At 54.7% G+C, this 21423-nt stretch carries 18 protein-coding genes; 9 read left to right on the top strand and 9 right to left on the bottom strand.

Annotated elements, in window-relative coordinates:
• Window positions 1–48: 48 nt before the first annotated feature.
• The 3 genes from IV433_RS12220 (at window position 49) to xylR (ending at window position 4158) form a co-directional block, all read left to right on the top strand.
• Entirely contained in the window at window positions 49–1590 is a 1542-nt protein-coding gene (locus IV433_RS12220) for a xylose ABC transporter ATP-binding protein (protein ID WP_195814622.1), read from the top strand.
• Entirely contained in the window at window positions 1583–2782 is a 1200-nt protein-coding gene (xylH, locus tag IV433_RS12215) for a xylose ABC transporter permease XylH (RefSeq protein WP_229893360.1), read from the top strand. The genes IV433_RS12220 and xylH overlap by 8 nt, the downstream gene beginning before the upstream one ends.
• Before the next feature lie 188 nt (window positions 2783–2970).
• Entirely contained in the window at window positions 2971–4158 is a 1188-nt protein-coding gene (gene xylR, locus IV433_RS12210; RefSeq protein WP_152326936.1) for a D-xylose utilization transcriptional activator XylR, read from the top strand.
• Window positions 4159–4248: 90 nt separating this feature from the next.
• Here xylR and yicI read toward each other — a convergent pair whose 3' ends face one another.
• The 3 genes from yicI to IV433_RS12195 all read right to left on the bottom strand — a co-directional run bounded on the left by yicI (window position 4249) and on the right by IV433_RS12195 (window position 9231).
• Window positions 4249–6573 carry an alpha-xylosidase gene (yicI, locus tag IV433_RS12205; RefSeq protein WP_195814623.1) on the bottom strand — a complete coding sequence of 775 codons (2325 nt, stop codon included), beginning with the start codon at window positions 6571–6573 and terminating at the stop codon, window positions 4249–4251.
• A gap of 34 nt (window positions 6574–6607) precedes the next feature.
• Window positions 6608–7975: a glycoside-pentoside-hexuronide family transporter gene (locus IV433_RS12200; protein WP_195814624.1), complete on the bottom strand. Its 1368-nt coding sequence runs from the start codon at window positions 7973–7975 to the stop codon at window positions 6608–6610.
• Window positions 7976–8157: 182 nt separating this feature from the next.
• Window positions 8158–9231, bottom strand: a complete 1074-nt coding sequence (locus IV433_RS12195; protein ID WP_195814625.1) for a sugar ABC transporter substrate-binding protein — start codon at window positions 9229–9231, stop codon at window positions 8158–8160.
• Between the two features lie 297 nt (window positions 9232–9528).
• Here IV433_RS12195 and IV433_RS12190 point away from each other — a divergent pair, with 297 nt between their 5' ends.
• Complete coding sequence (locus tag IV433_RS12190) at window positions 9529–10683, top strand: PQQ-dependent sugar dehydrogenase (protein WP_195814626.1); 1155 nt, start codon at window positions 9529–9531, stop codon at window positions 10681–10683.
• 53 nt (window positions 10684–10736) lie between these two features.
• Here IV433_RS12190 and IV433_RS12185 read toward each other — a convergent pair whose 3' ends face one another.
• The 3 genes from IV433_RS12185 to IV433_RS12175 form a co-directional block, all read right to left on the bottom strand.
• Window positions 10737–11357 (bottom strand): glutathione S-transferase family protein, encoded by a 621-nt coding sequence (locus tag IV433_RS12185; protein ID WP_195814627.1) that lies wholly within the window; start codon window positions 11355–11357, stop codon window positions 10737–10739.
• Window positions 11358–11505: 148 nt separating this feature from the next.
• The gene (locus IV433_RS12180; RefSeq protein WP_195814628.1) at window positions 11506–12789 is read right to left on the bottom strand and encodes an MFS transporter; all 1284 of its coding nucleotides are present in this window, start codon (window positions 12787–12789) and stop codon (window positions 11506–11508) included.
• Entirely contained in the window at window positions 12786–14207 is a 1422-nt protein-coding gene (locus IV433_RS12175) for a M20 family metallopeptidase (protein WP_195814629.1), read from the bottom strand. The genes IV433_RS12180 and IV433_RS12175 overlap by 4 nt, the downstream gene beginning before the upstream one ends.
• A 156-nt stretch (window positions 14208–14363) precedes the next feature.
• Between IV433_RS12175 and IV433_RS12170 the strand changes: the two genes are divergently transcribed.
• A complete protein-coding gene (locus IV433_RS12170) occupies window positions 14364–15302 on the top strand; it encodes a LysR family transcriptional regulator (RefSeq protein ID WP_195814630.1) in 939 nt (312 codons plus the stop codon).
• 3 nt (window positions 15303–15305) lie between these two features.
• Here the strand turns inward: IV433_RS12170 and IV433_RS12165 are convergent, their stop codons facing one another.
• Window positions 15306–15644 carry a GlpM family protein gene (locus IV433_RS12165; RefSeq protein WP_195814631.1) on the bottom strand — a complete coding sequence of 113 codons (339 nt, stop codon included), beginning with the start codon at window positions 15642–15644 and terminating at the stop codon, window positions 15306–15308.
• A gap of 310 nt (window positions 15645–15954) precedes the next feature.
• Here IV433_RS12165 and IV433_RS12160 point away from each other — a divergent pair, with 310 nt between their 5' ends.
• The gene (locus IV433_RS12160) at window positions 15955–17166 is read left to right on the top strand and encodes a serine hydrolase (protein WP_195814632.1); all 1212 of its coding nucleotides are present in this window, start codon (window positions 15955–15957) and stop codon (window positions 17164–17166) included.
• Between the two features lie 83 nt (window positions 17167–17249).
• Here the strand turns inward: IV433_RS12160 and ybjG are convergent, their stop codons facing one another.
• Both ybjG and IV433_RS12150 read right to left on the bottom strand, forming a co-directional pair.
• A complete protein-coding gene (gene ybjG / locus IV433_RS12155; protein ID WP_195814633.1) occupies window positions 17250–17855 on the bottom strand; it encodes an undecaprenyl-diphosphate phosphatase in 606 nt (201 codons plus the stop codon).
• 305 nt (window positions 17856–18160) lie between these two features.
• Window positions 18161–18895 (bottom strand): class I SAM-dependent methyltransferase, encoded by a 735-nt coding sequence (locus IV433_RS12150; RefSeq protein ID WP_195814634.1) that lies wholly within the window; start codon window positions 18893–18895, stop codon window positions 18161–18163.
• A gap of 87 nt (window positions 18896–18982) precedes the next feature.
• On the opposite strand from IV433_RS12150, the gene IV433_RS12145 reads away from it, so the two are divergent.
• The 3 genes from IV433_RS12145 to ompC all read left to right on the top strand — a co-directional run bounded on the left by IV433_RS12145 (window position 18983) and on the right by ompC (window position 21343).
• Window positions 18983–19498 carry a GNAT family N-acetyltransferase gene (locus IV433_RS12145; RefSeq protein WP_195814635.1) on the top strand — a complete coding sequence of 172 codons (516 nt, stop codon included), beginning with the start codon at window positions 18983–18985 and terminating at the stop codon, window positions 19496–19498.
• Complete coding sequence (locus IV433_RS12140; RefSeq protein WP_152326950.1) at window positions 19491–19778, top strand: hypothetical protein; 288 nt, start codon at window positions 19491–19493, stop codon at window positions 19776–19778. The genes IV433_RS12145 and IV433_RS12140 overlap by 8 nt, the downstream gene beginning before the upstream one ends.
• A gap of 455 nt (window positions 19779–20233) precedes the next feature.
• The gene (ompC, locus tag IV433_RS12135; protein ID WP_152327190.1) at window positions 20234–21343 is read left to right on the top strand and encodes a porin OmpC; all 1110 of its coding nucleotides are present in this window, start codon (window positions 20234–20236) and stop codon (window positions 21341–21343) included.
• Window positions 21344–21423 lie beyond the last annotated feature (80 nt).

Raw genomic sequence — 21423 nt, 5'->3', positions numbered from 1 at the left:
AAAACAACACGTCTTTGCGGCGTGTTGTTTTTATCAGGATAAAATACTATGCCAGAGAAATATGAAAAATCAGCCTTGCTGGATATGCGTAATATCACCAAGAAATTTGGCGCGGTAAAAGCCGTGGATAATATCAGCCTGACGCTATCGGCCGGGGAAGTGTTATCACTGTGCGGAGAGAACGGATCCGGTAAATCCACATTAATGAAAGTGTTATGCGGTATTTATCCCGGCGGCACCTATGAAGGGGAAATTTATTTCTCGGGGGAACGTCTGACCGCAAAAGGGATACGCGATACCGAACAAAAAGGGATTGCGATTATTCATCAGGAGCTGGCGCTGGTGAAACAACTCAGCGTGCTGGAAAACATGTTTCTGGGTAACGAGTGGGGCCGTTACGGAATGCTCGATACCGACAATATGTATTTGCGCTGCCAGCGCATGCTGGCGCAGGTGAAGCTGGATATCGACCCGCATACGCCGGTAGGTGAACTCGGCCTGGGTCAGCGTCAGCTGGTGGAAATCGCTAAGGCGTTGAACAAACAGGTGCGTTTGCTGGTGCTCGATGAACCGACGGCGTCGCTCACCGAAAGCGAAACTGCCGTGCTGCTCGATATTATCCGCGACCTGCGGCATCACGATATCGCCTGTATTTATATTTCACACAAGCTCAATGAGGTGAAAGCCATTTCGGACAAGCTGTGTGTGATCCGCGACGGCAGGCACATTGCGACCTGCGAGGCGGCCAGCACGTCGGAAAAAGACATCATTTCGATGATGGTCGGGCGTGAGCTGACCGAGCTTTTTCCTCCCCGTGAACACCAGATTGGCGAGGAAGTGCTGCGCGTCGAAAATCTCACGGCCTGGCATCCGGTGAACCGGCACATCAAACGCGTCGATAACGCCGGATTTACCCTGCATAAAGGCGAGGTGCTGGGCGTGGCCGGGCTGGTCGGGGCCGGAAGAACAGAAACGATGGAGTGTTTGTTCGGCGTGTATCCGGGACGCTGGAACGGAGATATCTGGCTCGGTGGCCAGAAAGTGGAAATCAGCGGTTGCCGTGACGCCATGCGCCGTGGCCTGGCGATGGTGCCGGAAGATCGCAAACGCGACGGCATTGTGCCGGTGATGGCAGTGGGCAGCAATATCACGCTGGCGGCGTTAGATCAGTTCAGCGGCGGTGGCGTGCTGCGTGAAGCGCAGGAGCAGCACACTATCAGCGAATCGGTCAGACAGCTCAAGATTAAAACCTCTTCTCCGGAGCTGGCGATTGGCCGTCTCAGCGGGGGGAATCAGCAAAAAGCCATTCTGGCCCGCTGCCTGTTGCTTAAACCCAAAATCTTAATTCTCGACGAGCCGACGCGCGGCATCGACGTCGGGGCGAAACATGAAATCTACAAACTGATCGGCCAGCTGGCGGCGCAGGGGATGGCGATTATCGTCATTTCCTCCGAGTTACCCGAAGTGCTGGGGCTCAGCGACCGCGTGGTGGTTATGCATCTCGGGCAGGTAAAAGCCTGCCTGGATAACAATAATTTAAGTCAGGAACAGGTTATGGAAGCCGCCCTGAGGAGTGAAGCTCATGTCTAAATTTCCCCAACCAGGAAACCCATCCGCTGCGGCGGGCGAGGGTGAAAACGGCCGTGCTTTGTCTGTACCGAAGCTGAAGAACATCAACCTTCAGGTTTTTGTCATGCTGGCGGCCATCGCAGTAATCATCGTCTTTTTCAGCCTGACAACCGATGGTGCGTATATCAGTGCGCGTAACATTTCCAACCTGCTGCGCCAGACCGCCATCACCGGCATTTTGGCGGTGGGCATGGTCTTTGTGATTATTTCTGCCGAAATCGATCTGTCCGTCGGTTCGATGATGGGCCTGCTCGGAGGCGCGGCGGCCATTTTTGACGTCTGGTTAGGCTGGCCGTTACCGGTGACCATTATCGTCACGCTGGCGCTGGGTCTGTTACTGGGCGCATGGAACGGCTGGTGGGTGGCTTACCGCAAGGTGCCTTCGTTTATCGTGACACTCGCCGGGATGCTGGCGTTTCGCGGCATTCTGATTGGGATCACCAGCGGGACGACCGTCGCGCCGACCACGCCCGCGATGTCCTTAATCGGCCAGAGTTATCTGCCCGATTCCTTCGGTTTTGGCATCGGCGCAGTTGCTCTGGCGCTGTTTATCGGCTGGCAGTGGCGCCGCCGTAACCAGCGAGCAGCGCTCGGCCTGCCGGTCACGGCGGCGAAAAGTCACGTCACCCGTCAGGCGCTGACTGCAATTATTGCGCTGGGCGCGATTTATCTGCTCAACGATTATCGCGGTGTACCGACGCCGGTGCTGATTCTGGTGGCGCTGATGCTCGGCGGAATGTTCATGGCATCGCGCACGTCCTTTGGCCGCCGTATTTATGCCATTGGCGGCAACATCGAAGCCGCCAGACTGTCGGGTGTTAACGTCGAGCGCAGCAAGCTGGCGGTGTTTGCCATCAACGGCCTGATGGTGGCGATTGCCGGGTTAATTCTCAGCTCACGTCTGGGCGCAGGTTCGCCATCCGCAGGTAACATTGCTGAGCTTGATGCGATTGCGGCCTGTGTCATTGGTGGCACCAGCCTGGCCGGGGGTGTCGGCAGCGTGGCCGGTGCGGTGATGGGCGCGTTTATCATGGCGTCGCTCGATAACGGCATGAGCATGCTCGATGTCCCGACATTCTGGCAGTACATCGTTAAAGGCGCGATTTTACTGCTGGCGGTGTGGATGGATTCCGCCACCAAGCGCCGCGCATAACACCGCCGGTAAATCGTACGTTTACGGACAGTCACTCACAAAACTCCGAGGAGCCTCACATATTCTGATTGCCAACGCCACGCAGAACCGGCGTTGTGCTATTGACCAGCAGACCTATGTAACCCGCCCTGTTCATGTGCGCATGTGAACAGGGTTTTAGCCTATTTGATCATCGGTGAGAAACAGGCATGTTTGAGAAACGCTATCGGATCACGCTGTTATTTAACGCGAACAAAGTTTACGACCGTCAGGTTGTGGAGGGGGTTGGCGAATATTTGCAGGCCTCGCAAAGCGACTGGGATATCTTCATTGAAGAGGATTTCCGCTGCCGTATCGACAATATCAAAGACTGGCTGGGCGACGGTGTCATCGCAGACTTTGATGACCGGGAAATTGAAACCCTGCTCGAAGATCTTAACGTGCCGATTGTCGGTGTCGGCGGGTCTTATCATCGGGAAGAGGATTACCCGCCGGTTCACTATATCGCGACCGATAACCACGCGCTGGTCGAGGCCGCGTTTATGCACCTGAAAGAGAAGGGCATCAACCGTTTTGCCTTTTACGGCTTGCCTGATGCGGGCGGAAAACGCTGGGCGCAGGAGCGCGAATTCGCTTTCAGGAAACTGGTGTCAGCCGAGCAGTATCAGGGCGTGGTCTATCAGGGAATGGAAACCGCACCGGAGAACTGGCAGCACGCGCAAAACCGGCTGGCGGACTGGATACAAACGCTGCCGCAGCAAACCGGCATTATCGCCGTCACCGACGCCCGCGCCCGGCATTTATTGCAGGTCTGCGAGCATCTGAACATTCCCGTGCCAGAAAAGCTCAGCGTTATTGGAATCGATAACGAGGAATTAACCCGCTATCTCTCCCGCGTGGCATTGTCTTCCGTGGTGCAGGGCACGCGGCAAATGGGCTATCGCGCGGCAAAGCTTCTGCATCAGTTGCTGGATCAGCGCGACCTGCCATTGCAGCGCATTCTGGTTCCGCCGGTCAAAGTCGTCGAACGCCGTTCAACGGACTTCCGCTCTTTGCGGGACCCTGCGGTGATTCAGGCGATGCATTACATCCGTTATCACGCCTGTAAAGGCATCAAAGTCGAGCAGGTTCTGGACGCCATCGGCATGTCACGGTCTAACCTGGAGAAGCGTTTTAAGGATGAAACCGGGCAAACGATTCACGGCGTGATCCACGAAGAAAAGCTCGACCGTGCCCGCAACCTGCTGGCCGCCACGTCGATTTCCATCAATGAAATCTCGCAAATGTGCGGGTATCCGTCACTGCAATATTTCTATTCGGTATTCAGGAAAGGCTATGAGATGACGCCCAAAGAGTACCGCAGTATTCACGGCGAAAGCGTCTACCAGGACGTGTAAACCAGAGTGCTAATGCCAGAAAAAAGCCCCGCGCTGAACTCGCGACGGGGCTATGTATTAAGGCTGATACGGCGGTTTTTATAACGTCATTTATAAAACAATAACGAACTGATGGCTGCCGTGTTCCGGCGTCACGCGTATTCCTTGCGCTGTCGCCGAAGTGGTTGCCAGACTGCATTTCGAGACGCTGTGAATATTGCGCAGGCACAACGTCCAGCCGGTAGCCTGGCCTTCCGTGGTCAGCGTCAGCGTGTTACCGCTGCGGTGCGCGTTCAGCGTAAAGACCACATTCCCGTGCAGATCGGTCAGACGGCTCTCAGCAATTGCGCCATCTTCCAGCTCGAACAGGTGGAATTCCGGGCGCTCACTGTAGTCGTAATCCGGTTTTTCACTGTTGCTGCCTGTTGCCAGTAACGTATTCGGGCGGACGTACAGCGGCAGGCTGTCGAAGCCATGTTGCTGACGGTGCCAGCGTGAGCCTTCGGCCACCTCGTTGCTGAGCAGGTGCGTCCAGCGCCCTTGGGGAAGATAGAAATCCACGTCGCCTTGTTCACTGAAGACCGGTGCAACCAGCAGGTCATCGCCCAGCATGTACTGCCGGTCGAGATAATCGCAGGCCGGATCTTCCGGGAACTCCAGCATCATGGCGCGCATAACCGGCGTTCCGCTTTTGGCGGCCTGCACGGAGGCCGGATACAGATACGGCATCAGGCGGCATTTCAGTTGCGTGAACTGGCGCACCACGTCGCAGGCTTCGTCGTCATAAACCCATGGCACACGGTAGGATTTGCTGCCGTGCAGGCGGCTGTGGCTCGACAGCAGGCCGAAGGCGCACCAGCGTTTGTAGATATGCGCCGGTGCGGTGTTTTCGAAACCGCCAATGTCGTGGCTCCAGAACCCGAAGCCGGACAGCCCGATGGACAGGCCACCGCGCAGGCTTTCCGCCATGGATTCGTAAGTGGCGTAACAGTCGCCGCCCCAGTGAACCGGGAATTGCTGCGCGCCCACGGAGGCCGAACGGGCAAACAGCACGGCTTCGGATGCGCCGAGCTTATCCTGCAACGTTTCATACACCAGCTTGTTGTACACAAACGCGTAATGGTTGTGCATTTTCTGCGGGTCGCAGCCGTCGTGCCAGACCACATCTGTCGGGATCCGCTCGCCGAAGTCCGTCTTGAAGCAATCCACGCCCATATCCACCAGCCGTTTCAGGTGTCCGGCGTACCATTCACAGGCCTGCGGGTTGGTGAAATCGACAATGCCCATTCCCGCCTGCCATTTATCCCACTGCCACACGCGGCCATCCGGGCGTTTGAGCAGATAGCCTTTCTCTTTGCCTTCGTGGAACAGCGGAGATTTCTGGCCGATGTACGGGTTTATCCACACACAGATTTTCAGACCGCGTGCTTTCAGGCGCTGCAACATGCCCTGCGGATCCGGGAAGGTTTGCGGATCCCATTCAAAATCGCACCACTGGAAAGCTTTCATCCAGAAGCAGTCGAAGTGGAAAACGTGCAGCGGCAGATTGCGTTCGGCCATGCCGTCGATAAAACTGTTGACCGTCGCTTCGTCGTAATTGGTGGTGAAGGATGTGGTCAGCCACAGGCCAAATGACCAGGCGGGCGGCAGCGCAGGGCGGCCGGTCAGGCGCGTGTAACGGTCGAGCACTTTTTTCGGCGTCGGGCCGTCGATGACGAAATATTCGAGGTATTCGCCTTCCACGCTGAACTGCACTTTCGACACTTTCTCAGAACCGACTTCAAACGACACGCATTCCGGGTGGTTCACCAGCACGCCGTAGCCGCGGTTTGTCAGATAAAACGGAATGTTTTTGTAGGATTGCTCGGTGCTGGTGCCGCCGTCGCGGTTCCAGGTTTCGACGGTTTGCCCGTTTTTAACCAGCGCGGTGAAACGTTCTCCCAGCCCGTAAACCGTTTCGCCGACGCCCAGATCCAGCCGCTCCATCATGTAGGTTTTCAGCGTATTGCTGTCCTGCACGTAACCGTTTGATTTCGCCACGCTGCCGGTAATTCGGCGGCCATCGCGCAGGAAATCGAGCGTCCAGTTATCGCCTTTGGTCACGCGGACGCTCAGCGAGCCGCTGTGCAAGGCTGCGAATTCCGCATTGTCTTCAAAGCGCAGTTCCGGTTTTTCGGACTGGATCAACGGATAATGCGGGCCCTTGTCCGTTTCGCCGTCAAAATGGGTAATGCGTACGCCAATCACGCCGGTTTGCGGCGAGAAAAAACGCAGCGTAAACAGCGGGGAATCGAGCTGGCTGGCACGCTCAGAGGCATCTTTCGGCGCCGCGTAAATCACCATTTCGTTCCCGGCGCGCTGAACGTCAAATACCTGTAAAGGGTGTGTTAAGACTAAACCCTCTTGTATCAACCAGTTGCCGTCGCTGATTTTCATGTTCTGCTCCTTTTAAACTTCATCTCAATCAAATTCATTTCATAAATTCTTGCTGATTGCGGCGGATGCCTTGCGCGACTTCGTCAAGGATGCGGCGCAGCAGCGGCGTGCGCAGAATGTAATAACGCTTACAAATGATGGCGCTCAGCAGGTAACAGGCGGCGGGCACCAGCGTGAACAGCGCAACGATACAGGCCATCGTGGTCGCGTTCTGCGTGGCAGCACCGGACTGATAACCGGCACCGGCCAGCATCCAGCCGATCATCGCGCCCGCTAGCGCCAGACCGAGTTTGAGCACAAATAAGGTGCCCGCAAAGCTGATGCCGGTCAGGCGTTTGCCGTCGTTCCATTCACCGTAATCCACGGTGTCGGACATCATGACCCACTGAATTGGCGTCACCAGCTGATGCAGTACGCCGATAACAAAGATGAACGCAAACATCGCGATGCTGCCATGAACCGGCAGGAAGAACATGGCGACGCTGAGCACGGCCAGAATGGCGTTGGTCCACCAGAACACGCTCACTTTGCATTTCCAGTCGGTGAGTGGTTTGGCGAGTGCGCTGCCGAACAGATTGCCGACGGAATAGACGCCGAGGAACCAGACGAACAGCAAAGGATTGCCGAGAATATAGGTGACGTAATACATCATGGCGCCGCCGCGAACTGCCACGGCGATGATGTTAAGGATGGTCAGCAGACCCACAATGCGCCATTGATCGTTATGCCAGATGTCGCGCAAATCCTCGCGCATGGTGCCGGTCGGTTTGCCCGGATCGATACGTTCTTTGGTGGTGGCAAAACAGATTGCCAGCATGATGGCCGCGACAATCGCCAGTACGGCAATGCCGCCCTGATAACCCAGCGCCTGATTTTCGCCGCCAATGAGTTTTACCAGCGGCATCATCAGCACGGTGCTCAGCATGCCGCCCGCCGTCGCCAGCACGAAGCGGTAGGATTGCAGCGAAATACGCTGTGTCGGGTTCGAGGTGATCACGCCGCCGAGTGCGCAATACGGAATGTTGACCACGGTATACATCAGCGTGAGCAGCGTGTAAGTGATGGCGGCGTAGATCATTTTGCCGGTCATGCTCAGTTCCGGCGTGGTGTAGGTGAAGACGCAGACGATGCCGAAAGGGATCGCGCCGAAGAGCACGTAAGGGCGGAATTTGCCCCAGCGCGTGCGGGTGCGGTCAGCCAGCAATCCCATGCAGGGGTCAGAGATAGCATCGAGTGCGCGGGCCAGCAGGAACATGGTGCCGACGTATCCGGCGGGAATGCCGAAAATGTCGGTGTAGAAAAACATCATGTACAGCATGACATTATCAAAAATGATATGACTGGCGGCGTCGCCTAATCCATATCCAATCTTTTCCTTGACCGAAAGGATTTCTGTACTCATTGCTTCAATGTCCATATGAAAAGGGAGAGTACAGGTTTTAACGGTTGTAAGCGGTTGCGGCTATTGAGATTTTTAATTCTGAAATTATGTTTCTTTATTTCTGTGATCGCAGGGGGGAAACGGGAACGCAAGGAGGGGATAAGTGATGAAATAACCTCCCGTTTCCGGGAGGTCTGAGGCGATTACTTTTTGTATTTTGCTTCCAGCGTGGCAAACCATGGCGCGGTAAAATCTTCTGATTTTCCCCAACCCGGAATGATTTTGCTCAGGCCGCTGACGTTCAGGCCATCCGGCTGGCTGACCAGCAGGGATTGCGGAATGGTCTGCGCCGGGAATTCATAAGTCTGCGGCGTTTTTTCACCGGCAATTTTCAGCGCCACAATACGCAGGTTCACGGCGCCGATCAGCTGTGTATCCACCGCCGCCGTAAACAACCACGGGCTGCCTTTCTCGCGCATCAGTTGCAGATCCTGGTTCGAAGCATCGATGCTGTAGAGTTTGATTTCAGTCCGGCCATTCTCTTTCAGCGCTTTGTAAGCACCCTGGCTGAAGGCATCCCAGGAACCCCAGATGGCATCAATCTGGCCTTTAGGATACTTCGCCAGAATCGCCCCGACTTTGTTGGCGGTGTCGCCCTGAACGTCCGAAGATACCGCGCCGATAGACTCAAGCTGATGAATGCCCGGATTCTCTTTCAGGATGGCTTCGTAGGTTTTCTGGCGGCGTTCCATTGGCGGGAACCCGGCCACCCACAGTTTGATGATGTTGGCTTTGCCGTTGAAATCTTTCACCAGCTGGCCGACCGAGGCTTTCGCCAGAGACGCGTCGTCCTGGCGGGTGACGGTGACGCCCGGAATGGTATCCGGTACTTCGGTATCAAACGCGGAAACTGCAATGCCCGCGGCGGCAATACGATTTGCCAGCGCTTCAGAATACGGACCGCGACCCTGCGACAGAATAATGCCGTCGTATTTCTGGCTGATGGCCTGATTCACGAAATCCTGAAACTTGGCGTCGTCGCCGTTACTCAGGAATGTATCGACTTTAAAGCCCAGCGCATGGCCTTGCTTGATGGCACCCGCCAGAAATTGCGTGGTGTTGTCATCGGAGCCAAGGTTACGGATCACGGCAATGCGCACCGGGCCGTTGTGTTGTGCAATCGCAGCCGGAACCGGTGCCAGCTGGGCATCAGCGGCAAACGCGGGCAGGGCGGAGAACAGGCTAAGTGCCAGCAGGGATGCGGATATTTTTTTCATTATTTAACAACTCCGTCGTCGGGTGCGATGTGTGTTTCACAGGTGTTTTTTGGCATAAAAATTCGGAACAAAAAGAACGGACCAAATTGAGGATGTTTGGAAGTCCGTCTGTCTGGACGTCCATTGTGACAACGCAGTCTACCGGTATGTTAAGAAGGAGGGAATGCTTTGTTGATAGTATATTTCCGGCTGGCGTTATTCCTGTTGGTTATAGAACGCAGAGTGGTGCTGAGCAAAATCAGGCACATGGCCTAAACTGAACATTCAACGCTGATCAACGTTTCCGGGAGAAGCCTGATGTCCTGTTCTTTCCGCGCTGCCGCTTTATTCGTTTTCTCAACCTCTCTTCTGGCGTCTCACGCATTTGCCGCGCCGAAATCGCCGGTTCCCTTTGCTGTTGCCCGCGCGGAGGTCACCGAACAGGCAAGAGGCCTGGATCACCCGTGGTCGCTGGCATTTCTGCCTGATTCGCAGGGCGCGCTGATCACCGAGCGCAGCGGCCAGCTGCGTCTGTGGCAGCCAGACCAAAAACTTTCCGCGCCGCTCAAAGGCGTGCCGCGTGTGTGGGTCAGCGGGCAGGCGGGGCTGTGGGATGTGCGCCTGTCGCCGGATTTTGCGAAAAACCGCCGGGTTTATCTCTCTTTCGCGCAGCCGGGTGAAAAGGGTGAGCCTCACGGGGCGCTGGGTTACGGCACGCTGTCGGCAGACAAACAAAGTCTGACGGATTTTAAAGTGATTTTCGTGCAGCAACCGGCGCTGGAAAGCGGCATTAATCTGGGCGGGCGCATGGCGTTCGACGCACAGGGCAATATTTTCCTGTCCGTCGGGGATAATAATCAGCGCATCAATGCCCAGCATTTGAATCAGCTGCAAGGCAAGATTTTGCGTCTGACGCCGGAAGGCGGCATTCCGCAGGATAATCCGTTTGCCGGTGACAAAAACGCGAAACCGGAGATCTGGACTTACGGCAACCGCAATCCGCAGGGGCTGGCGGTGGATCCGTGGAGCGGTGCGTTATGGGAAACGGAGCACGGGCCGCGCGGCGGGGACGAAGTGAATCTGCCGAAAGCGGGAAAAAATTACGGCTGGCCGCTGGCGACGTTTGGGATTAACTATTCCGGGCAGCCTATCCCGGAAGCGAAAGGCACCACGCTGACAGGCGCTGAAGATCCGATTTATTACTGGGCGATTTCTCCGGCGCTGAGCGGCATGGCGTTTTATAACGCGGAGAAATTCCCGCAGTGGAAAAACTCGCTGTTTGTGGGCGCGCTGGCCGGGAAATCGCTGATCCGCCTGACCGTAGACGGCGAAAAAATTACCCATGAAGAACGTCTGTTAAGCGAGCGCAATGAGCGTATTCGCGAAGTTCAGGTCGGGCCGGATGGATTTGTGTATGTGCTGACGGATGAAAGTGACGGGAAACTGCTGAAGGTGTCGCCGGGCAACAAATGAGTGCCGCAGGCTAAAAAAGGCGTGTCGTTGCGGCACGCCTTTAGTGTTTACGTCTAGGTCAGGGGGATCATCACGCGTTTCTGGAAATCCGGACGCTGTGTGATTTGTTGATACCAGCGTTCCACATTCGGATGGGCCTGACGTTCAATATTCAGCCCGTACCAGGCGTAGGCGTAGATCGCCAGCGGGATATCGCCGAGCCCGAAATGTTCGCCTGATAACCATGCCTGCTGCGCCAGCACTTTGTCGACAATCGCCCAGTGTTTTTCAAATGCCGCCATGCCGGTGGCCACCAGATTCATATCACGCTCCGGTTCGGGAACGCGAACCAGCGTCAGAAAGACCTGACGGAAAGGAACGGTCAGGCTGTTTGCGGTCCAGTCCAGCCATTTATCCGCGCTGGCGCGAGCCCGCAGGTCGGAAGGCCAGAACGCTTCATTGCCTGCGCGTTCGGCGAGATAACGCAAAATGGCATTCGATTCCCACAGGACAAAATCATCATCCTGTATGCAAGGCACCAGCCCGTTCGGATTGAGTGACAGATAAAGCGGCTCATGGTTTTTGCCGTAAGCGCCCCCGGCGTTAATTTGCTGAAAAGGCAGTTTAAGTTCGTCCAGCAACCACAGCACTTTTTTCACATTAGTTGAGTTATCGCGGCCCCACAGGGTGATCATTCAGAACTCCTCGTTTGAAAAGGGTAAATAAACAGAACGTTAGCCAGCACAATGGCAATGACTATAGGGCAGGTGAAGGGGTTTTGCGAAGGGTTAAGCGTAACACTCAGCGACAGGTTTCCCCGCCGCTGAGCGGGATTACGGGAAATCAGCGCTGTGTTTTCTGCGCCTTAAACAGTGCCCAGACGCTGAGCAGGGCGACCATCATCAGGTAGTAACCTGGCGCCAGGCTGCTGCCGGTGGCGGAAATCAGCAGGGTACAGATGAATGGTGCAAAGCCGCCGAACACGGTGACCGCCACGTTGTAGCTGATCGCCATGCCGCTGGCGCGGGTGGTGATCGGGAACAAATCCGCCATCATCGACGGCACGGTGGAGAAATACACCGATTTCAGCAGTGCCAGCCAGCTTATCAGCAGCAGTAAAGACAGTGCCGATGTGTATTGCAGCATCAGCCAGAACGCAGGATAAATGGTCAGCAACAGCAGGATAAGCGAACCCCACATCAGCGGCAGACGCCCGATTTTCTCCGCCCACAGCCCCATAACTGGCGTGACGACGGTCAGGATAATCCCTGCCGATAACGTGGCGCTAAAGCCCGCCGAGGCAGGCAGATGTAACGTTTTTGTGGCATACGTTGGCACGTAGTTCAGCATGTAGTTGATGGCGGTGGACACCACCATCAGGCCGATAGCCGTAAAGAACAGGCCTTTTTGCGAGCGCACGATTTCTTTCAGCGGCGACGCAGTTTTCTCGGCTTTGCTGAAGCTTTCCGATTCTTTGATATGGCGGCGGATGTACAAACCCACCGGGCCAATCAGCAGACCGAAAATAAACGGAATGCGCCATCCCCAGTCCTGCAACTGCGTTTCACTCAAAATGGCAGACAACCCCAGACCAAATGCCGAAGCCAGCAAGGTGCTCGCGCCCTGCGTGGCGAACTGCCAGCTGGCGATAAACGCTTTACGTTCGGGGAAATGTTCAACCAGAAACGCCGTTGAGCTGCCGAACTCACCTCCCGCCGAAAAGCCCTGAATCAGACGTGCCGCGAGGATCAGCAGCGGTGCGGCCATGCCGATAGTGGCGTAGGAGGGCGTGATGACAATGATTAAACCGCCAATCATCATCAGGCTGATGGACATCAGCAGCGACGCTTTACGCCCGTGTTTGTCGGCATACGCACCGAGAACGATTGCGCCGAGCGGCCGGATCAGGAATGAAACCCCGAAGCTGCCGAACGCCAGCAACAGTGAAACGGTCGGATCGGACGTCGGGAAATACGCATGGGCAATATAGCTGGCGAAAAAGCCGTAAATGGCGATATCAAACCACTCAAGCGCGTTCCCGATACAGGTCGCAAAGAGGGTTTTCATCAGGCTCGGTTTTTCAGCCGTAGTGCTGACGGAAGTGGAGCTGGCGCTTAACTGGCTCATTGCGCACCTCCTGTATGGGCGTGGTGACGGGCCAGCACGGAGGCACCGTTTTGACCAAGATCCCACAGCAGATGGGTCATGATCGCCAGCCCCTCGCGTGCCACGGAAATCAGCATGTGTTCATTCACGCCGTGCTGACCGCAGGCCGGATAAGAGTGCGGCACCCATAACGTCGGTAAACCGAGAATATCGGCGAAGACATCATTAGGCAGTGAGCCGCCGAGGTTCGGCAGTAATGCCGGTTTTTTACCGGTTGTTTTTTGCATGATATTCAGCGCCCAGTCCACCAGAGGATCGGTCGGGTCGAAGCGGGTGGCCGGTGAGCCACGCATAAATTCCACCTCAACCTGCGGGAAACCCTGTGCATCGAGGTGCGCACGGACGTGCTCTGCCAGATGTTGCCAGTCGGTGCCGACGACAAAACGCAGCTGACACACCGCCGTCGCCGAGCCGGGAATGGCGTTCATTGGGCGCTGCGGATTGCCGGTCAGGAACGACAGCACTTCCAGCGTATTCCACGCATAGAGACGCTCGGCAGGCGTGAGACCTTCCTCGCCCCAGTTCAGATCAATCTGCGGATCGTTTTTGCCATCGCCGACGTCAACATCGCTGAGAATTTCGCGGATGGCCTCACTGACTGCTGGCGGTTTCAGCGCAGAAACCTGCAACTGGCCGTGCTGATTCACCAGACAGGCCAGCGCGTTTGCCAGCTGCGTCCCCGGATTGGTCAGCAGCCCGCCCCAGTTGCCGGAGTGATAGGCGTTGTCGCGGGCATTGATGGTGAGACGGAAATTCACCGCACCGCGTGAACCGAGGAACAGCGTCGGGCGCACGGCGCTCAGGCGCGGGCCGTCGGAGGCGAGGAAAATATCGGCGCTGAGCTCTTCCTGATATTCACGGCAAAGTTCGGCCAGCCCCGGTGAGCTGATTTCTTCACCCATCTCGAACAGCAGTTTGCAGTTAAAACCGAGGCTTCCGCCGCGGGCCTGGTAGATTTGCTCCAGCGCGGCAATGTTGATGCTGTGCTGGCCTTTGTTGTCGGCGCTTCCACGTCCGTACCAGCGGTCGCCGTCCTCTTTGAGTTCCCACGGCGATAAGTCGCTGCGCCAGTTTTCATCGTCGCCGAACACCACGTCGCCGTGGCCGTAACTCAGGATTGTGGGCAACGCGACGTCTTCAATGCGGGTGGCGATCAAAAAAGGACGGTTAGCGGCATACGTATTTTCGACGCTCAGCAGGCTGAAACCCATCGCCGCGAGTGCCGGTTTAATCTCTTCATCGAGATAACGCGCCAGTTCGGCGTCCCGCTGATTACTCTGGCTTTCGGAGGCAATCGCCACCCTGCGCGCCAGCGTGCGCTGGTATTCACCCTGATCGAACCAGGCTAACGCCTGTTCAACGATATTTTCCGCTGTCATGAGGATCCTGCTTTTGTTGTGTTTGTGATTTTATTGTTGGTTTTTTTAGCAGTTTCACTCTAAGCGCTGCGTCAGCGTTGCCACAATAATAATAATTGCAAGTTAGCGTTGCTTTTATTGTAATGCTCATCTGCACAGTGATGAGGCAATACGGTCATGCAAAGTACGGAGATTCGCTATTTTCTGGCGGTGGCCAATACCGGCTCGCTGAGCGCGGCGAGTAAGCAATTATTTGTGGCGGTGTCGGCCATCAGCCGTCAGATCCAGCGTCTGGAAGAACGCATCGGCGCGCCGTTGTTTGAACGTCATGCGCGCGGGATGGTGCTCAACGATGCCGGGCAGATTCTGGAAAACCATGTGCGTAAAAGCATGATGGAAATGGAGCACGCGATTGCGGAAATTCAGGGGCTGAACGCCGTGAGGCGAACCGTGATCCGCATGGCCTGTACTGACGGGCTGGCGTTTGATTTGCTTCCGCAGCTGTTCTCGCGGTTTCGCAAGATAAACCCGGGCGTGATGTTTTATCTCAACGTCGGCACGGCGGTGGAAGTGTCGGAAATGATCCACAACGGCGAAGTGGAACTGGCGTTACAGTTCAGCCTGGTGGCAGAGCGCGGCGTGGACATCATGGCGTCTTTCCCTGCGCCGGTACGTATGGTGATGCGCCCGGATCATCCGCTGGCGGATAAGGACGTTTTGCTGACAGATTTGCATCCGTTCCCGCTGGCGATGAACGAGCAGGGCAGCACCATACGCCAGCTGTTTGATTTGTCGTGCCGGATGAGCGGAATTTTTCTGGAACCCGCAGTGAGCTGTAACCGTTTTTCGACGCTTTACGATTTTATGGTGCAGACGCCGGGGGCGATTGTCGCGTGCAGCCATTTTTCCATTATGTATAAAGCCCGGCGCGATAATTTGCGGGTCAAACCGGTGAACATTGAACAGCTGAGCCAGCGGACGTTGCAGTTGCAGTCACCCGCCGGTAAACGGCGTTCGGCGGCGCTTGGTCAGTTTGTCGATTTTATCCGTGACGAACTGGTGCGGGAAAACGACGCCTTTATCCGTGATTTCAGTCTGAATACTGCCCGGTCATAAAAGTCAGGCGTGAAAACGCGCCCACAGGCTGATCAGCAGCCACGCCGCCAGCGACCAGCAAACGACGGCGCAAAGCAGGGCGTAAGGCAGTTTCATCGAGCCGATGAAAAAATAGAGTGAAATCAGGTACACCATATAAGGAATGACGGCCCACAGGCCGAAGATAATCGTGGTTCGCAGTGCCTCGATGCTGCGTTCCGTGCCCACAATGTAGTGAGCAATTAAGGCGAACGTAGGAAAAAGCGGGACCAGCCCGGCGATATAATAGTTTCGGGTTTTGGACAGCACCCCGATTAAAATCACGACCAGCGCTCCGATCAGCGCCTTAATTACCAGTCCCATTTCTGCCCCTGCGGCTCGTTCATCGTCGTTGAAGCGCCGTTGCGATTAAGCCGTTTATTGTTATAGATATTTTATATGAATCTGCACCCCAAACTGACGCACATGAATGAATTGGTCAAGTGCTGACTGCTGTTTTTATCGCCGGTTGAATCAGCGCAAGCAGTGGAAATCTCTACTATTCTTAAGATCTTTACACTATTTAGGTTTATTCCAGACCCAGAACGCAGTAGGTTTTACGTCAGACAGAGTTGTACAATCTGTTTGAAAGATAAGATAAATTTCAGTTACCCGGACAAAAGCGCTGATACCTATGACAATTTCTTCCCAATTCAAACGGACTTTCATTTACGCGCTGGGCGGTGGAGTAATGCTGCTGGCGCTTCCTGCCGCTCAGGCGGACAACGGCCCCGTCGCACCACAGATTAATGCCAAATCCTGGGTGCTAATGGATTACAACAGCGGGAAGATCCTGACTGAATCGAATCCTGACGCGCGCCTCGATCCGGCCAGCCTGAGCAAAATCATGGTCAGCTACGTGGTCGGCCAGGCCATTAAATCCGGCAAAATCAAATCCGACGATCTGGTTTCTGTCGGTAACGATGCCTGGGCAACCGGCAATCCGGTGCTGCGCGGATCGTCCCTGATGTTCCTCAAACCCGGTGATCGCGTGCCGGTTTCCGAGCTGAATAAAGGGATTGTGATCCAGTCGGGTAACGACGCGAGTATTGCGCTGGCCGATTTTGTGGCGGGGAGCCAGGATTCCTTCGTGAATCTGATGAACCGCTACGGCGAACAGCTGAAACTGCAAAATACGCATTTTAAAACCGTTCACGGGCTGGATGCGGACGGGCAGTACACGTCGGCGACGGATATGGCACTGCTCTCGCAGGCGCTGATCCGCGATACGCCGGACGAATATGCGCTGCATAAAGAGAAAGAATTCACCTTCAACCACATCAAGCAGATTAACCGTAACCGCCTGTTGTGGAGTTCGAATCTGAATGTGGACGGCATCAAAACCGGCTTCACGTCCGGTGCGGGGTATAACCTGGTCTCTTCCGCCAGCGACCCGACCGGTATGCGTCTGATTGCCGTGGTCATGGGCGCGCCGAGCGACCGAATCCGTTTCAGCGAGAGCGAAAGTCTGCTGACCTGGGGTTTCCGTTTCTTTGAAACGCTGACGCCAATTAAAGCCGGTGATGCATTCACCAGCCAGCGCGTCTGGTTTGGTGATGAAAAAATGGTTCCGCTGGGTGTGGCTGAAAATGCCTCACTGACGATGCCGAAAGGCCAGCTGAAAAACCTGAAAGCCAGCTTCACGCTGACCAATAAGCAGCTTGAAGCGCCGCTGGCGAAGAATCAGGTTGTGGGAACCGTGGATTTCAGTCTGGACGGCAAAGTTATTGAACAGCGTCCGCTGGTGGCGTTGCAGGAAGTGAAGGAAGCGGGCTTCTTTGGCCGTATCTGGGACTTCGTGATGATGAAAATCAGCGGCCTGTTTGGCAGCATTTTCGGTAAGTAACGGCAGCTTATCCCCTGAAATCTGACACAAAAAAAGCGAGGCCGACAAAGCCTCGCTTTTTTTATGCCTGAATGGCCGGAAAATCAGTTCTGCACCCAGCCCTTCCTGATCGGGAAGGCGAACCCGAAACGGTACACTTTGCACATCACCGCGTTAATCTGCTCACCAAACAGGTTCCACACCAGCTGCGCGAACAGGCAACCGAGCATGCCAACCAGTAATCCGCCCAGCATATCCAGCGGCCAGTGAATGCCTAAATAAATACGTGACCAGGCGATGGCGATGGCGGTCACCATCAGCAGCGCGCCGGACCAGATGCGGTGCCAGAACAGGAATGACAGCGCGAAAGTGAAAATCGCCGTGCCGTGGTCGCTCGGGAAAGAGTCATCCGGCGCGTGATGCAGGAAGTTATAACCAAAACCTTCAACGAAAGGGCGCGCGTGGGGGAAAAGCATTGAGAGCGTTTTGGCCGTCGTCATTGCAAAGAGCAGCGCAATGGTGGTTTTACTGACCAGTTCACGTTGCTGGCCGATCTGGTCGCGCTGACCCCAAAGCCAGAGCCCGACAATCAGAAGCGGGACGATGATAATCAGGTCATTGGCCAGAAAAGCCGCCAGACTGATCAGCGCGTGCGGCGAAGCGGGCGTCGCGTTGATCCATAAAAACACCAGATGATTCAGCTGCTCCATAAAACTACCCTCGTATGTACAGGCCAGACAGACAGGCCAAATAAACAGGCCAAAATAGTGATCACAAATTTCCGGTAACCCACTGACAACCGGCAAAAAACGTGGATGCCACGTTAGTTTGTGCTGCCTGTGAGGTAAAGGGGGTATCGTCTGAATATCCGCACTCGTTGAACGGCGGTATAGTTTCGCGATGAAATAGAGTGTAAAGAGAAGAACTTAAGGAAGCCTTAAGCAGGCGGGAGGACGAGCCTCCCGGCGCAATTGCCTGACTGAAAAAATGAAAGGAAAAGTGTCTGAGAAGACGATTAGCGAGGTTTCTGGACGGACATCAGGAACAGCATCGGACGTTCAGCTTCTTCGGCCAGCGCCGGTTGTGCGGCAATTTGTTCTGCCGACGGACCCCACTCATTAAGCTCGCGGATAACGAAACCCGCATCAGTGAGCAGGCGGATGTAGGTTCCCAGCGTGCGGTGCTGCTTGACTACGCCTTCGGCAAACCAGTTTGTGACACGCTTGCCTTCATGCTGATAACCATCGACCGGCCAGGTTTTTTGCCCGCCTTCATTGATCAGCCACGCGGGGCTTGAAGGTGCGGTATAGATCGGGTGCTCAGCTGAGAAGACAAAACTGCCGCCCGGTTTGAGCGCGTGAAACACCGTTTGCAAAAGCGCGGGCAGGGCGTCGATGTAATGAAGCGTGAGCGAGCTGTAGGCCAGTTCAAAAGCGGCTTCCGGCAGTGTCAGGCTTTCAAGATCCTGACGGGCATAATGAATCGCATCGTCGCGGGTCATCGACCGGGCTTTTTCGAGCATTTTCTCTGAAACGTCGAGCCCTGAAACTTCTGCGGCACCGGCATCGCGCGCAGCACGGCAAAACCAGCCGTAGCCACACCCCAGATCGATGATGCGTGCGCCCTGCATATCAGGCAGCATGGCTTTGAGTGAAGGCCATTCCGGCGCGCCTTCCAGACCGAACTGCGAGCGCCCGAGTTGCGCGTAGCCTTCAAAAAAGGCCGGATCATCGTAAATATTTTGCGTCATTTGAATGACTCCTATAAAAATAATCTTAATTGCCAATCCACTTTGGCCCGAACATTGTAGTAAAAAAACAGACAGGAGAGCAGCAAAATGGACATTCGTCAGGCCACGCTGGCCGACCAGCGCGAACTGCAAACGCTGGGCCGTGAGACCTATCGCCACTATTTTGGCGACCTGTGGCAAAATAGTGACGAGCTGGAACAGTTTCTGGCCGATGATTTCAGTAACGAAGAAATGGAAAATACGCTTGAGAGCCCGGATCACCGCTGGCTGGTGTTACAGGAACAGGGTGACGCGGTCGGTTTTGCAAAAGTGCATTTCAATCAGCCTCTTGAGGGCGCGCAAGGGCACGGGGCGAAGTTGTGTAAGCTGTATTTCAAACCCCAAAGCCGGGCACGCGGGCTGGGCGCGATGTTATTTGACGCCGTAGAAGCCGCCGCCCGTGAAAACGGACAATCGTGCTTGTGGCTGACGGTTTTGCAAAGTAATCTCCCGGCTATTGGATTTTATCAGCGTCAGCGCATGCATCAGGTCGCTGAAACGGCCTATGTGACGGCAACGCAAACCACTCCATTGTGGATCATGAAAAAGGATATCAATGATTAAATTACGTCTTGGCGGTCTGTTTATCACGCTCGAAGCCGGGGAAGATATTCCCTATGCGCCGGAGTTTTGTGAGCATTACACCTATCTTATTCATCCGGCGGAAGACGGTTTTGAAATATTGCGTTATGACGCGTATTCCGGCTGGCACAAACGTCCTGATCAGATATTTGAAGACGGGCATCAGGCCTTTGTATTTGCCTATCAGGCGTATGAAAAAGAGTGGAATCAGACTGACGGACGTTTAGGCGGTAAGGATCAGCGCCTCGAACGAATTATGTAAATTCCCGCACGGAATGGATGTTCAAAAAGCCACCGCTCTGGTGGTTTTTTATTAACCTGAAAGTGAATTGTTTCGCGGGAATATACAAAACCTTACACAGAATATCTTTAATCTGACGAGCAAATTTGCACACGCACATCGCCGGATCAGAATATTTTCACTACGATGCTGAATAGTTTCTGTAATTTACTATAATTTTACTTCGCTATTACTGTCGCATAATTCATTGTTTTTAAAAGAATATGCATCAATATATTGTATGGCTTTTATATAAACGATTTCCAAACGAAACTTATTTCAAATATTTACAGGTTGCAACCAAAGTTCTCATCGTTTAATTTTACGCACGTCAATTCCGGGCCTTAAGAAGGGAAAATATAACTTCACGGTAACCGGATAATAACACTTGCCGGATGGCATTTTAGACGGCTTATAAATAATCAAGGATATTGATGATGAAATTACGCGTACTTTCTCTGGTCATTCCCGCTCTGATGATGGCTGGCACTGCCGGCGCTGCTGAAATCTATAATAAAGACGGCAACAAACTCGACCTGTTCGGTAAAGTGGACGGTCTGCATTATTTCTCCAAAGATAACAGCACCGATGGCGACCAGTCTTATATGCGTCTGGGTTTCCGTGGCGAAACACAGATTAATAACGAACTGACCGGTTACGGCGAGTGGGAATATCAGGCAGCCCTGAACTCTGCTGAAAGCGCTGATAATAACAACTTCACCCGTGTAGGTTTTGCAGGTCTGAAATTTGGCCAGTGGGGTTCACTGGACTACGGCCGCAACTACGGCGTGATGTATGACGTCGCAGCCTGGACCGACGTTCTGCCAGAATTCGGCGGCGACACTTACGGCGCAGACAACTTCATGTTCCAGCGTGCAAACGGCGTGTTGACTTACCGTAACAAAGATTTCTTCGGCGCAGTCGAAGGTCTGGATGTCGCGGTTCAGTATCAGGGCAAAAACGGCAGCGCTACCGAATCTAACAACGGTCGTGACGTATTAGCTCAGAACGGTGACGGTTACGGCATGTCCCTGTCTTATGACCTGGGCGAAGGTTTCAGCGCAGCAGCTGCAATGATGGCTTCTGACCGTACCAACGAGCAGAACGGCCGCAACAACCCGGCAATCATTGGTAACGGCGATAAAGCGACCGCGTACAGCGGCGGCCTGAAATACGATGCCAACAATATCTACCTGGCGGCGATGTACACCCAAAGCTACAACGCAAACCGCTTCGGTAAAGCAGGCAGCACCGCTTACGGTTACGCCGACAAAGCGCAAAACTTCGAAGCCGTGGCACAGTACCAGTTCGACTTCGGTCTGCGTCCGTCGGTTGCCTACGTGCAGTCTCACGCGCGTAATATCCCGGGTTACAGCAACCAGAATCTGACCAAATATGTTGATGTTGGCGCGTCTTATTTCTTCAACAAAAACATGCTGACCTACGTGGATTACAAAATTAACCTGATGGATGACACCCGCCTGACCCGCGATGCTGGCATCAATACCGACGACGTTGTGGCCGTAGGCCTGGTTTATCAGTTCTGATAAACCGACGCAGCCCTGAAAGTTATGGGCATCTGCGTCTCTCGTGTCTGAATCTCCCGCTGCAAGGCGGGAGATGACCT

The organism is Rahnella laticis (assembly GCF_015644585.1).
GTDB classification, from domain to species: Bacteria; Pseudomonadota; Gammaproteobacteria; order Enterobacterales; family Enterobacteriaceae; genus Rahnella; species Rahnella laticis.
Note: the sequence above shows the minus strand (reverse complement) of the source record. Positions and strands in the feature narration are given on the sequence as shown.